The sequence below is a fragment of the Oenococcus kitaharae DSM 17330 genome (genome assembly GCF_000241055.1).
Classification (GTDB): domain Bacteria; phylum Bacillota; class Bacilli; order Lactobacillales; family Lactobacillaceae; genus Oenococcus; species Oenococcus kitaharae.
Map to the genome: position 1 here is coordinate 234,147 of NZ_CM001398.1, position 12,512 is coordinate 246,658.

The 12,512-nt window shown below is 41.0% G+C and carries 14 protein-coding genes; 6 read left to right on the plus strand and 8 right to left on the minus strand.

Annotated features, from left to right (window positions below):
- Both OKIT_RS01140 and OKIT_RS01145 read right to left on the minus strand, forming a co-directional pair.
- Positions 1-642: an amino acid ABC transporter ATP-binding protein gene (locus OKIT_RS01140; protein WP_028291809.1), complete on the minus strand. Its 642-nt coding sequence runs from the start codon at positions 640-642 to the stop codon at positions 1-3.
- Positions 642-1,292 (minus strand): amino acid ABC transporter permease, encoded by a 651-nt coding sequence (locus tag OKIT_RS01145; protein WP_007744581.1) that lies wholly within the window; start codon positions 1,290-1,292, stop codon positions 642-644. The genes OKIT_RS01140 and OKIT_RS01145 overlap by 1 nt, the downstream gene beginning before the upstream one ends.
- 439 nt (positions 1,293-1,731) lie before the next feature.
- On the opposite strand from OKIT_RS01145, the gene OKIT_RS01150 reads away from it, so the two are divergent.
- The 5 genes from OKIT_RS01150 to OKIT_RS01170 all read left to right on the plus strand — a co-directional run bounded on the left by OKIT_RS01150 (position 1,732) and on the right by OKIT_RS01170 (position 6,649).
- Positions 1,732-2,742: a LacI family DNA-binding transcriptional regulator gene (locus tag OKIT_RS01150; RefSeq protein WP_007744582.1), complete on the plus strand. Its 1,011-nt coding sequence runs from the start codon at positions 1,732-1,734 to the stop codon at positions 2,740-2,742.
- 119 nt (positions 2,743-2,861) lie between these two features.
- Positions 2,862-3,617 carry a sugar phosphate isomerase/epimerase family protein gene (locus tag OKIT_RS01155; protein WP_007744584.1) on the plus strand — a complete coding sequence of 252 codons (756 nt, stop codon included), beginning with the start codon at positions 2,862-2,864 and terminating at the stop codon, positions 3,615-3,617.
- 1 nt (position 3,618) lies between these two features.
- Entirely contained in the window at positions 3,619-4,881 is a 1,263-nt protein-coding gene (locus OKIT_RS01160) for a hypothetical protein (protein ID WP_007744585.1), read from the plus strand.
- Positions 4,882-4,906: 25 nt separating this feature from the next.
- Positions 4,907-5,689 (plus strand): glucose 1-dehydrogenase, encoded by a 783-nt coding sequence (locus OKIT_RS01165; protein WP_007744586.1) that lies wholly within the window; start codon positions 4,907-4,909, stop codon positions 5,687-5,689.
- 24 nt (positions 5,690-5,713) lie between these two features.
- On the plus strand, positions 5,714-6,649 hold the full coding sequence (locus OKIT_RS01170) for a phosphoglycerate dehydrogenase (RefSeq protein WP_007744591.1): 936 nt from the start codon (positions 5,714-5,716) through the stop codon (positions 6,647-6,649).
- 93 nt (positions 6,650-6,742) lie between these two features.
- Here OKIT_RS01170 and OKIT_RS01175 read toward each other — a convergent pair whose 3' ends face one another.
- The 3 genes from OKIT_RS01175 to OKIT_RS01185 form a co-directional block, all read right to left on the minus strand.
- Positions 6,743-7,684: a nucleoside hydrolase gene (locus OKIT_RS01175; RefSeq protein WP_007744592.1), complete on the minus strand. Its 942-nt coding sequence runs from the start codon at positions 7,682-7,684 to the stop codon at positions 6,743-6,745.
- Between the two features lie 38 nt (positions 7,685-7,722).
- A complete protein-coding gene (locus OKIT_RS01180; protein ID WP_007744593.1) occupies positions 7,723-8,433 on the minus strand; it encodes an aspartate/glutamate racemase family protein in 711 nt (236 codons plus the stop codon).
- Between the two features lie 107 nt (positions 8,434-8,540).
- Complete coding sequence (locus OKIT_RS01185) at positions 8,541-8,900, minus strand: iron chaperone (RefSeq protein WP_007744594.1); 360 nt, start codon at positions 8,898-8,900, stop codon at positions 8,541-8,543.
- 306 nt (positions 8,901-9,206) lie between these two features.
- On the opposite strand from OKIT_RS01185, the gene OKIT_RS01190 reads away from it, so the two are divergent.
- Positions 9,207-9,947: an SDR family NAD(P)-dependent oxidoreductase gene (locus OKIT_RS01190; RefSeq protein ID WP_007744597.1), complete on the plus strand. Its 741-nt coding sequence runs from the start codon at positions 9,207-9,209 to the stop codon at positions 9,945-9,947.
- 81 nt (positions 9,948-10,028) lie between these two features.
- Here the strand turns inward: OKIT_RS01190 and OKIT_RS01195 are convergent, their stop codons facing one another.
- The 3 genes from OKIT_RS01195 to OKIT_RS01205 form a co-directional block, all read right to left on the minus strand.
- Positions 10,029-10,517, minus strand: coding sequence for a VOC family protein (locus tag OKIT_RS01195; RefSeq protein ID WP_028291810.1), 489 nt, complete (start codon positions 10,515-10,517; stop codon positions 10,029-10,031).
- Between the two features lie 69 nt (positions 10,518-10,586).
- The gene (locus OKIT_RS01200; RefSeq protein ID WP_007744602.1) at positions 10,587-11,429 is read right to left on the minus strand and encodes an alpha/beta hydrolase; all 843 of its coding nucleotides are present in this window, start codon (positions 11,427-11,429) and stop codon (positions 10,587-10,589) included.
- 26 nt (positions 11,430-11,455) lie between these two features.
- A complete protein-coding gene (locus OKIT_RS01205) occupies positions 11,456-12,451 on the minus strand; it encodes a Gfo/Idh/MocA family protein (RefSeq protein WP_007744603.1) in 996 nt (331 codons plus the stop codon).
- Positions 12,452-12,512: the final 61 nt, after the last annotated feature.

Here is a 12,512-nt window from a genome sequence, read left to right on the forward strand (position 1 = left end):
TTATTCTCTCTTTACTTCTGTTTTGAAATCAAATATTCTATCCGAAATTTTTTCTGCAAAAGGGGCATCATGTGTAATCGCCATCTGCGTCACGCCGCGATCCTTAAGTTCTTGAACCACCTGTACAACCTGATCTGTTGAAAACTCATCTAAGGCCGAAGTCGGTTCGTCGTAGGCCAGAATTTTTGGATCCATGGCTAAGGCTCTAGCAATGGCAGCACGTTGTTTTTGCCCGCCAGATAATTGATAAGGATAAAGGTAAGCTTTATCTTCAATTCCCAGCTCGGCCAAAATATGTCGAACCTTCTCGACCGCCTGCTCCCGCTCGGTCTTTTTAACAAGCGTCGGTGCTAGAATCGCGTTTCCCAGAACCGTATACTGAGGAAACAGATTGAAATCCTGGAAGATAACGCCAACTAAAGCATTGCCGCCTTTTTCTTCAACATTGACTGTCTGTCCATCAATGATCATTTGACCAGAGTCAGCCGTTTCCAAGCCGGCAATGATGCGAAGCAGGGTCGTTTTACCAATACCGGATGGGCCGACGATACTGAGAACCTCACCATCATTCACTTTGAGATTTAAATTTTTGAAAACGTTTTTCCCGTTAAAACTTTTAGTCAATCCTTGAATATCCAGCATCATGCCCACTCCCGATAATTTGATTCGATCTTTTTCATAATGACGGTCGCTAATGCGGTAAATATCAGATAAAGAACTGCCACAATCACATAAGGCATCAGGCTGACATCCGCCACCGCATGCCCTTGTGCGATATAGAGAATGTCTACCAAGCTGATGACGTATCCCAATGACGTGTCCTTGATCAGATTGATCACCTCATTGCCGAATGAAGGAAGCACGATTTTAAACACCTGCGGCAGGATGATTTTGCTGAATGCCTGACGATGGCTGATGCCTAGCACAAAAGCAGCGTCATATTGGCCTTGTGGAATAGCTTGAATACCACCTCTAAATATCTCAGCCAGATAGCCCGCATAATTCAGGACGAAAACCAGTACAGCCGCTGTCATTTTCGGAAACACAAGCCGGTTATCTGTCGCGAGTGGCAAACCGAAATAGAAAAACATCAGCTGCAGCATTAGTGGCGTTCCGCGAATAATCCACACATAGGCGTTTAGCAACCAGCGCAGGATGAAAAACTGCGAACGCAGGCCGATGGCAATCAGGATACCCAAGGGTGTAGCACCCAAAAGGGTCAGAATGAATAGGCCAACTGTGATGTTCAGGCCGGTCAAAATATCAGGTAAAATTGAGAAAATGTAGTTCATGCTTTCCTTTCTGGAATAAATAAAAAAACGCCCTCAATCAATAAAGATTGAGAGGGCGTTGTGCGCGGTTCCACCTCTTAACGCTATTAAATTGCTTTAATAGCCTCAGTGAGTCAAAGACTCTGACGATAACGGGTGACCCGGCAGTATTTCGGCTGCACTCACAGGTGTGGTTCGCTTGTATCAATGATCGACTTTCCAGCAGTGCCGATTCTCTTGGCATCTCAAACAAGTTACTCTTCTGTTCGTTGTTTTATTTATTCGATTACTTAGAAGCTTACTCGGATTAAAATAATTTGTCAATCCTTTTAATGACAGTTATTAAATACCTCCTCCAAACAAGGAAAACGAGCCACAGATATCAATTTATTTCATAAATAAGTCAACATAAAGTCTAAAAAAGCGCAAAATAAATCTAACAATCACTTTAAAATTCATCATGAATCAAGCAAGAAGATCAACAATCAACGACGTTGCCCGTTTAGCAGGTGTGTCGATTACAACAGTTTCTCGTTTTCTTAACCACAACTATACAAAAATGTCTGAAGCAACCCGGCAAAAAATTGATGAGGCCGTGAAGCACAGTGATTACCATGTTAATCGCCAAGCACAAACTCTCAAAAAGCAATCGAGCAGACTGATTGGTGTCGTTGTAGCTGACGTTGAAAACTTTTTCTCATCCTTATTATTTAAAGGAGCTGACGAAGTGCTGGCCAAAAAAAATTTTCAGATCATTTTAATGAATTCCAATAATTCCCAGATTATCGAACGACGACAGATACAGCGCTTGCTTGAATTGCAGATTGACGGGATTCTTCTACAACCAATGAGCAGCAAGTCTAGCAATTACAGTTATCTACAAAAGCAACGAATTCCGCTCGTAATTGTCGATCGACAAATCCAGCCAACTCTCTGGCCAGAGGTTGTGACAGATAACTATGCTTACTCCAAAAAATTAGGTCAATTAATGATTCAGATGCAGTATCCGCAAATTCTTGTTGTCAGCGAACCCATTGACAAAAACTCAGCTCGCCAAGAACGTTATATGGCACTCTTCGATTTGCAAAAACAAAATTCATTTCAATTAGGCCTCGTTGAAATTCAAAAAACAACTAATGATGAAGAAATTTTTCAATCATTGCGAAAAAAAACCAATAACTTTCACACGAAAACAGCGCTCTATGCTCTAAAGGGACCGCTGCTTTTGCGCATTATGCGTATTCTAAACCAGCGGCATGTTAGCGTCCCGGACCAAATTGGATTATCAGCTTTTGATGATTGGGAATGGGCCAAATTAACTCATCCAGTCATGACAACAATTCAGCAAAATCCAAAAATAATTGGATCAACAGCGGCTCAGGTGCTTGTGAAAGAAATAGAAGGGACAAAGCCCATTAAAGCAGAAACTATAATTGTGGAAAGTCAATTAAACGTTGGCCACTCCTTGTGAATTTTTTATGAATCCAATTGACAGTTAAAAAAGTGCGTAGTAAGCTAATCTTTGTGCTCAGGGAAAACGTTTTCCTAAAAAGAAGCATAGTTAATTTAAAATTAACAAAGGAGACCTTCTTGAAAAATAATCAAATTGTTATAAACACATTAGTATTACAGCAACAGCACGATAAAGGACAGACACAAACTGCATTGGTAGATCAACTCGTCAATGCGGGCATATGGCGTATTGAGCTTCGCCGCGAATATTTCCATTTCTTTTTGCAAGAAATGGAAGCGCTTAATTATGCAAAATTGGGAAAACGTTTGACCTTATTTTATTCGGTGCCCGATGTCCTGTTTATACAAGGACAAGTAAACCCCAAATTATTACAATATTTCGCTGAAGCCAAGCTATTTGGAGCTAGTTACGTCAAACTGAATGTTGGTGATTTTGCTAGCTTTCACGGCGATCTTCAAAGGGAACTTGGGAGCATTCTGCCCAAGTCAATCGAGCTTAATGTGGAAAACGATCAAACACCTTTGAGTGGATCAGCTGAAAACATCGAGTCATTTCTTAAGAATGCAAAAGACCATCACGTCAAGGTTGGATTCGTTAACGACTTAGGCAATTGGGTTTTCACAAAACAAGATCCCTTCACAGCTACAAAACGATTAAATTCCTTCACAAATTATCTTCATGTAAAAGATTATGTTATGGAAAATGGTCAGCCTAAAACCGTTGCAATTGATCAAGGCAATCTGGATTGGCGAGCATTGCTCAATTTAACAGCCGGTGATTTACCAGTCGCTCTAGAGTATCCAGTTGAATCAATGACACAACTACAATTGGATATCAGTATTTTGGAAAAATACATAGAAAGCCGGCCCTAAAATGACGAATGTAATCATCGGATGTTTGCTGTTATTAACCTTCTTTGCCTTCATCTATTTTGTTATGCGCGGCGGTAATATCATGATTGGCTTCTTTTTCATGGCCATTTTGTGGACTGTGATTGGTGGAATCCCCTATCACACTGCCATCAACGATATATTTTCACAGCCAGCAATGGACTATGGATCAACAATTGTTGTGATCATCTTTGGTTCTTGGTTCGGTCGAGTGCTTGTTGACACGAATATTGCTGGATCGATTAGCCAGGAAACCATTAAAGTGAGCCGCAAGCATCCAATTACTGCAACGATTTTGGTTTGCCTAGTCACAGCCTTCATTTTCACCAGTTCTTACGGTGTCGGCGCTGTCATTGCCGTTGGTGTGATATTGCTACCCATTTTGGAGTCATTAGGCCTGCCAAAAAATATTTCAGTGGTCGCTTTTGTGCTCTCAGTGGGTGCACCAATGTATGTCAACATTGTCATTATTAAACAAATCCAATTGTTTTTCCCAAAAGTTATATATGGTAGCAAATATTTAGCGTATGGCTTTTCGGCGATGGCGATACAAATGCTGTTTGTAATAGCTTTTATCATCTTTCATGCCCAATCAATCCATGCTACTGAAAATACATCTGTCGCCACTATGAACAAGACACCTGTTTATAGTTTTTTCATTCCTATCTTGCCGGTATTGATGAATTTAGTTTTTGGTTGGCAACCAATCCCATCTTTGCTTTTATCCATTATTCTAGCCTTGTTGTTAACTGGAAATATGAAAACCTATCATGATTGTTTGAATTTAATTAATAAAACTATCAGTCAATCAATTTCCGATATCTCCGGTTTATTAGTGATGCTGTTTATTTTAACTATGTTTAGCGCAGCGGCTGTTAAAAATACCGCACGTTTCAGCAGCATTCTACAAAATATCGTCCCACACAGTCCTTGGATTATCGCGATTGTTTTTGCCATTTTGGCTCCTCTGGCACTTTTTAGAGGGCCACTCATGGTTTGGGGGGCCGGATCAGCAACTGCAGCAGTTATTGCCGGAACAGGCTTTTTTAATCAATATTTCGCTTTCGCTTTGATCACAGTACCAGCTGTATCAATGGCTGTTTCAGCGTGTGTGACCCAATCCTGGAACTTATGGGCTATTGAATACACACACTTAAACCCCAAAAAATTTCTGTTAACAGGTGTTCCTTGGGGCTGGACCATTTGTGCCGCCAACTTATTGCTGGCCGTGATTATGTTTAATTAAATGAATAGATTAGGAGATGCAAGATATGGAACAAGCTAATCATTTTGACACACAATACTTTCGCTTAGATGGTAAAAATGCCATTGTCACAGGCGGGGCATCCGGGCTGGGACAATACTATACACGGGCCCTGATGCAATCGGGTGCTAATGTACTGGTTGTCAGCCGTAGCGAAACTGGTTGGCAGGAAACGGCCGAATCAGTCAAAGGCAGTGGACAAAAAATAAAATTTTTAAAACAAGATATCACCGATGCCGATGCACCAGCCACCATTGTTAACTACGCCGAAAAGATATTCGGCAAGATCGATATTCTTGTTAACAACGCCGGTATGCAACGGCGCAATAAATGGCAGGATTTTAATGATCAAGACTGGCGGGCTGTGATTGATTTAAATCTCAATGCTGTGTATTTTTTGTCCCACGCCGTTGCTAAAGTCATGGCTGAACAGCATGCTGGCAAAATTATCAATATTGCTTCGATGCAATCATACCGAGCGGGCAAATTTATTTTCCCTTATACAGCTAGTAAACATGGCATCATCGGTCTAACCAAGGCCTACGCAGATGCCTTGGCAGCCAGTAATATCCAAGTCAATGCTTTGGCACCAGGATATATTAACACGCCCATGACACAGGCCTTACGTGACGATAAAGGGAGAAATGAAGAAATTTTGTCCCACATTCCAGCGGCACATTGGGCCGATCCATCAGAATTGATGGGCGCAATTGTTTTTCTCGCCAGCACAGCTTCGAATTATATTACCGGTGTCACGCTGCCAGTAGATGGCGGATATCTACTGAGATAAAAAACCAAAAAAGGAGAAAGAACCATGAAAGTAGTTGTACCTAAAAATTTATCACAAGCAGGGAAAGATTATTTGTTAACACATCATTTCGATCTGATTACAGTACCAGACGATCGACAGGAAACCATTTTAAAATACGGTCAAGACGCAAATGGCATTATTCTAATGACCGACCCTTTTGATAATGAGACGTTAAAACAATTTCCTAATTTGAAAATTATTGCTCGCCATGGTGTGGGATTCGATAATGTTGATCCAACATTTGCAGCCAAACAAGGTGTTGTTGTCACAATCACACCGACAGCAAATGCAGCAACCGTGGCCGAAACGACTTTAGCTGAAATTTTTGATCTATCGAAAAACTTAACACGCGTTTCACATGAAATGCGCCTGGGAAACTTCGCCTACAAGACCACTCATATGGGTTTTGATTTAAATGGTAAGACACTTGGCGTCATGGGGTATGGCCGAATCGGCCGAATCGTTGCCCAAAAAGCTGAAGCCCTAGGGATGAAGGTCTTAATTTTTGATCCGTTTATTAAGGACAGCCAAGTCGGAAAGCTAGTTGACCGAGACAGCTTAATCAGTCAAGCTGATATTATTACACTTCATTTGGTTGTCAATGAACAAACTACGCATTCGTTTGGAAAGCGCGAATTCAGTCTCATGAAAAAGACGGCTTCCTTGGTTAATTTGGGTCGCGGGGCTCTAATTGATGAAACAGCGCTTATAAAGGCCTTAGCCGAGCATCAAATCCGTGCCGCAGCCTTAGATGTGTTTGATGCAGAACCGTTGCCGTTAAGCAGTGCGTTTTATCAACTCGATAACGTACTGTTAACACCGCATATTGCTTCTAATACGAAAGAATGCATGGAAAGAATGGCTGTTGATTCAGCAAGTGAAGTTGTACGTGTTCTGTCTGGTAAAAAAGCCAAATGGGCCGTGAATCAAGTGGAATGAGAATATATAGTTAACTAAAAAACTACCATTTACTATGGTAGTTTTTTAACAAAAATATGTGAATTATAGATTTAACCAAGATTATCTGGCACACTAATAGATTTTTTTACCTAATTCATCAATTAATTGGAAGAAACGGTCGTGATCTACCTTGGTAACAAGGGTGATCGGCCGACCATCGGCTGTTTCAAAAGTCCGGCCGTCTGACGGGCTGCTGACTGAAACATCACTCAAAACTTCTTTAGTTTCGGCCACGTCATGATAACCGCTGTATAGGGTCGTCAGCACATCCCACATGAAATAAGTCGAATTTGTCTCAAAGTGGTCTAGGGGTGGTACTAACGCATAACCCTGACCGATCAAATCCAAAATCGGATACTTGCGCTGTGATGCCCAGTGACGACGAATATCACGCGTCAATGGGACCTGGCGCGTACTTTCCAGCCCAACCATATGAATCTTGATGGACGAATCCCAGACATCTTTAACGGCCTGCGGATCCCAGTAAGCGTTCCATTCGATTGTGCCATCTTGCTCAGGTTCGGCTACGTTGCCCTTGTTGTCTAAAGTACCGCCCATCCAATAAAGCTCGTCAATTTTATCCGTAATCGTCGGATCAATTTTTAAAGCACGAGCCAGATCACTCAAAGGCCCAGTCATGACCAAAGTGGTTTTGCCTGTCTGAGCCTGCAGTTTGTCAATTAAATCCAGATGCGCCGCTTTATCAGCGACAGCTGTCTGAATATGGCCGCTTTCGTTTAACAGTGGAAAGGCATCAAAAGAAAATGCATCCATGCGCCATTCTTTAGGAAAAGGATGAACAGCACGCGAGTCAGATGCTGCCGGCTGAATTTGCAGACCATGGCCAAAACGGTCAATCAGCTTTCTCGTTGCCGACAAGGCCGGTTCCAAATAAGAATCAGCACCCATGACGCCCACGCCGGTCAGGTTAATATCCTCCATTTGCATCAGCAAAAGCAGCGAAACTAAATCATCGACACCACCATCATGACTAAAGTACACATTTTTCTTCATTAGTAATTTTCTCCTCCTAAAAAGATTAACAAATTCGTTCAGCTAAATTGTAAAGAACGTGCCAGCTGCACCGCTCGACGTGCTAACAATTGCTGAGCATCGATCACGCGGTCCGATTCATAGGCTTCGCGCTGCTGAGCCACCGATAACTCTGTACAGGCTAAAATCACACAATCACACTTTTCATCGATGAGCATGTGCTCAATCAAGGCGTGGAAACGTACCCGGTTCACTTGGTCGGCTTCTTTAACATCCTTGTAAATGACATCCATGACTTTCTGCTGCCAAACAGGGTCGGGCAAGATTGTCTGATAGCCCAATGCAGCAATATGCGGTTGGTAAATAGCTGCATCAATCGTACCGGAAGTCGCTAATAAGCCAACACGCAAATTCTTAGAAGAAAATTGTTTACAAGCGGCCGCAGCTAAACTGGGCATATCTAAAATCGGCATGTGTGCGGCTTTTTGCAACTGGGGCAGAAAATAATGTGCCGTATTGCAGGTAATCAAAATAAAATCGGGAGAAAGCTGGTTCATTTGCTGGACATCTTCGATTAAAAAAGGCAGTGGATTTTTTTTAGAACGACCCAAAATATAGGCTGTGCGGTCTGGTATGGCTGCGTGATTAAAAACAATGTAATTCAAATAATCTTGGTCTTTTTGTGCCCTAGCCAATTGATTAATGCTGTCAATAAATGCCTCAGTCGCACGCGTACCCATGCCGCCTAAAATACCGAAAAAATTTTTCATGCCATACCTCGCAAATCTATTTAACGAGAATATACACTAAAGCTCTTTGAATATTGACGAGCATGTCATAAATCTTAACAGCAAAAGGAATCTTAGCGGCTCAAAGGTCATGCAGAATATCCGCCTGTTGTTTGCTGCGCAAGCCGCCAAACAACAATATCTGAAATTAATTGATAATCGATTGGCTGGTCAAAAGGCAGCTGAATCGTACCCTTGGAAGTTTTATAATTTTTCAGCCGGTCGGCAAAAACCGCGGGAGCTCGACCGCCCGGGTATATGCCAATGTGATTTTTAAAGGCCGCAAAATGAATCAAGTTCGTCCCTTGCCAAAAAGTCGGCATGCCATAAGAAATTTTTTCGGTGGCGTCTGGTGCCGCAGCTCTAATTGTTTGACGGATTTTCTGAAGAACCGGTTGTAAAGACTCCGCCTGTGCAGCTATATAATCATCAATATTGCTAGTTGCCATATGATTATCCTCTAGGAAAATTTTTAAATACATTCGGTTCATATCATTACAGTTCTTGATACTCTTTTTGCCTATCAGATGCCGATAACAAGGGCTAAAAAGTCTCAAGACAAGCATATTGTAACCTTATTTTCACTCGCTTTGGCTTGTCCTGTATCTCCCTGGCAGGCAACTATATCAGCTTAGAGAATATGTTATTATTATCACATACTGTTGAAGCGGACTCATCCAGAAACAGTATTGCAAATATAAGCGTTTTCAATAAACGCAGCATTGTCCGCAATCTTCTCATTGGAGAGAATGACTATGAAATTAAAAGAAAAGGTGGCTATTGTCACCGGCGGTACATCAGGTATCGGAGAAGCTTCAGCGATATTGTTCGCTGCTGAGGGCGCAAAAGTGGTCGTTGCTGGCCGTAATCAGGAAAACGGCCGTGCGGTCGTTCAACATATCAAAGATCAAGGCGGCGAAGCCGTTTTTGTTCAAGCCGATATGTTAAATACCGATGACATTGATAAGCTGTTGAACACCACAATTGAGGCATACGGCAAAATCGACATTTTATTCAACAATGCAGGTATTTCAGTGGCCAAACCGCTTGAGGAAATGACCTACGAAGAGTTTGACGATGTCATGGATACTAATCTGAAAGCACCTTTTCAGATGTGCAAACAAGCGATGCCTTATTTGATGAAAACCAAAGGTACGATTCTTAATACAAGCTCCATCGCGGGCCTCTCGACAAATTCAAATAGTTATGCCTATAGTGCTTCAAAAAGTGCCTTGATTTCTCTAACCAAGGTCCTGGCGCGCGATTACGCTGCAAAAGGTGTTCGCGTTAATGCCATCTGCCCGGGCATTACCGAAACACCGATCTTAAATACCGTTAATGGCGAACAGATGTCATACCTGGAGGCTATCATTCCAATGCAAAGAGTTGGACAGCCGATAGAAATTGCCAAGCCTGCATTATTCTTGGTCTCTGATGATGCATCATATATCACTGGTTCGACTTTAGTTGTTGACGGCGGTATCACATTAGTCTGACAATCGAATTGACTACTAAAAACCTTCCAAATCTGGGAATTTGCCTGACGAGGAAGGTTTTTTATACAAATTTGAAAAATTTTATTCTTCTTTTTCTTGAATATTCCCAACAATCTGATATGACTGGTCCGTGTATTGCATGATCTCAATTCTATTTCCTTCTGGATCGTGAATCCACATTTGCCAAGTATGCGAATTACCAATACTAGGTCCAGAATCGATGGCAATATCTTTATTGATGAGCTTCTCTTTAGTCTGCTGAATATCGTCAACCAGCAAGCTGAAGTGCGAATAACCAACATATTCATTAAAATGCGTATGTGGTTTCTGTTCATCGAAGGCTGGGAAAAACTCAACAAATTGGCCAGGTGCTAATTCAAAATAAATAATTGCAATGCCTTGTGGATCTTTTTGTGCCCTTTCGTAAAAAGGATGGCCTTTTTGATCTCGATAGACACTGTTTCTAACCAGCATCTTAATATTTCCCTCAAGCTTATCTACGTAAAATTCGCGGATCGTCTCGATGTCCTTTGCGTAAAACGACACATGCATTAACGATGTGAATAACATATTTTTTCCTCACTATTTTCTAATTTTTCAACTTGCATTTGTCAAACTTTGCCAATACACGACACCGGATCACGATCGAATAAAGCAATTATTAATAAATTTTCTAATTGGGATGTTGTAAACTTCATGATCATAAAAGTCGATACCGTGGGTGCCGTTTGGGACAAAATTCAAAATTATTGGGACACCATTCCGCGTCAAAGTATCTGCAAAGCGCTGTGAAAACGCCGGTGGTACAAAACTATCTTTTTCTCCATGCAATAGATAAAAAGGCGGCTGTGTACCATCAATGTCGGATAGAGGATCATAAGATTGCAAAAGTTTGAGAAGCTTGTCCTCGTTATCTTCACCAAAAGATAATTGGTCAGCACTTTGGTCGCCTATCTTCATCAATTGTCCTGTATTGATCTGTACTTGATGAAATTCATAAAGGTTAATTGGTGCATAAAAACTAACCACACCTACAATTCGATAAAAAGCCGATAAATGTCTTTGAATACCAATTTGACTGGCCAATAAGCCGCCGTGAGTCTCTCCCCAAAGCACTATTCTTTGAGTATCTATGTGCCAGTCTAGGCTGTGTTGACTCAAAAAATTAATTGCATCAACGCAATCTTCTAAGTTTTCCGGATAAACCACCTCGTCATTCAAACGGTAATTAAGGCTCACAACCGCATAGCCATCTTGTAATACATTTAAAATTTCACTCAAATGATGTGTCTTATCACTTTTGATAAAACCACCACCATGGATAAAAATTACAATCGGATATTTATCCTTTTTAATTGACGGCAGGTATAAGTCTAATTTATTTCTTTTGGAGTCATTCTTATATGAAATATCAGAAACAAGCCTACCATCACCTTGTAAATCATATTTGCCTTCCGTGAAATTGTACTGTTTAAATATCAACTAAAAATCCCTCCTGCTATGAGATATTAATCTTGATCATCTGCTGTAAATCTGATTCCCGCGTCCTGACGAGCCGTTTCTAGAACTTTCATAACATTCAGAGTGACATTTAAATTTGCAGCAGCTAATGTATCATTTTTTTCGTTAATTATTTTGAAGATCTGAATAAATTCATTTTCCATGGCATCATCATAATGATTCAAATTGATAGTTTGTGTTGGTTGACCAATTTGTGTCAAGCTAACATTCTCAACCTGAGAAGGAATCGACTCTACATCAATGTGTCCCTTAGTTCCTTGGACGGTCATGAACGGTGAACTTTCAGAATCTTTAGCGGCACTGCAAACAGCTTGGAATCCTTTGTAAGTTAAGACAAGAATCCCCGATGTGTCAATACCGTTAAATCCTTTATTTGGATAGTAGTGAACACTTTGTGGTTCGCCAAAGAGGGCAACTACAAAGTAAACATTGTAAACATTGATGTCATAAAGCGATCCGCCGGACAATGTTGGATCAAAGACCGGCAAAACATGCCTTTTTAAATATTCATTGTATCTTCGCGAATATTGCGAATAATTACACATAACCAGTTTAATATCTCCGAGTTGCGGCATCCTTCGCTGAATCTCTTTAAAATTTTCGGTGTAGGTTAATCGATTAGCGCCAAATAATAGGCGTTGATGATCTTCAGCTGTTTTAGCGAGATCTGCGGCCTCTTTGTAAGTTGATGTAAAAGCTTTTTCACTAATAACCTGCTTGTTTGCTAAGAGTGCTTTCTTTGCAAAACCATAATGTGCACTATTGATCACACCTATATACACCACATTGAAGCTGGTATCACTTAGAAAGTCATCAATGTTGTCATAAATAGTATTGATTTTATACTTTTTCTGGATCAAAGCAGCCGATGTTTGATCAACACTTCGAAAATACATCGCGGTGCATTGCACATTTTCTAATCGGGAAAAAATATCTAAAGCTGCTTGCGTGATCAAACCAGAACCAATAATACCAACATTCATTTAAAGCCTCCTCAATACGATGCCGATAGTTATGCGACTCCCAATATGCACTGCAAGGCCA

What these genes read in the sequence shown, in the direction of transcription:
- OKIT_RS01140 (WP_028291809.1), bottom strand. Translation starts at nt 642, where the DNA reads ATGCTGGATATTCAAGGATTGACTAAAAGTTTTAACGGGAAAAACGTT.
- OKIT_RS01145 (WP_007744581.1), bottom strand. Translation starts at nt 1,292, where the DNA reads ATGAACTACATTTTCTCAATTTTACCTGATATTTTGACCGGCCTGAAC.
- OKIT_RS01150 (WP_007744582.1), top strand. Translation starts at nt 1,732, where the DNA reads ATGAATCAAGCAAGAAGATCAACAATCAACGACGTTGCCCGTTTAGCA.
- OKIT_RS01160 (WP_007744585.1), top strand. Translation starts at nt 3,619, where the DNA reads ATGACGAATGTAATCATCGGATGTTTGCTGTTATTAACCTTCTTTGCC.
- OKIT_RS01165 (WP_007744586.1), top strand. Translation starts at nt 4,907, where the DNA reads ATGGAACAAGCTAATCATTTTGACACACAATACTTTCGCTTAGATGGT.
- OKIT_RS01170 (WP_007744591.1), top strand. Translation starts at nt 5,714, where the DNA reads ATGAAAGTAGTTGTACCTAAAAATTTATCACAAGCAGGGAAAGATTAT.
- OKIT_RS01175 (WP_007744592.1), bottom strand. Translation starts at nt 7,684, where the DNA reads ATGAAGAAAAATGTGTACTTTAGTCATGATGGTGGTGTCGATGATTTA.
- OKIT_RS01180 (WP_007744593.1), bottom strand. Translation starts at nt 8,433, where the DNA reads ATGAAAAATTTTTTCGGTATTTTAGGCGGCATGGGTACGCGTGCGACT.
- OKIT_RS01185 (WP_007744594.1), bottom strand. Translation starts at nt 8,900, where the DNA reads ATGGCAACTAGCAATATTGATGATTATATAGCTGCACAGGCGGAGTCT.
- OKIT_RS01190 (WP_007744597.1), top strand. Translation starts at nt 9,207, where the DNA reads ATGAAATTAAAAGAAAAGGTGGCTATTGTCACCGGCGGTACATCAGGT.
- OKIT_RS01195 (WP_028291810.1), bottom strand. Translation starts at nt 10,517, where the DNA reads ATGTTATTCACATCGTTAATGCATGTGTCGTTTTACGCAAAGGACATC.
- OKIT_RS01205 (WP_007744603.1), bottom strand. Translation starts at nt 12,451, where the DNA reads ATGAATGTTGGTATTATTGGTTCTGGTTTGATCACGCAAGCAGCTTTA.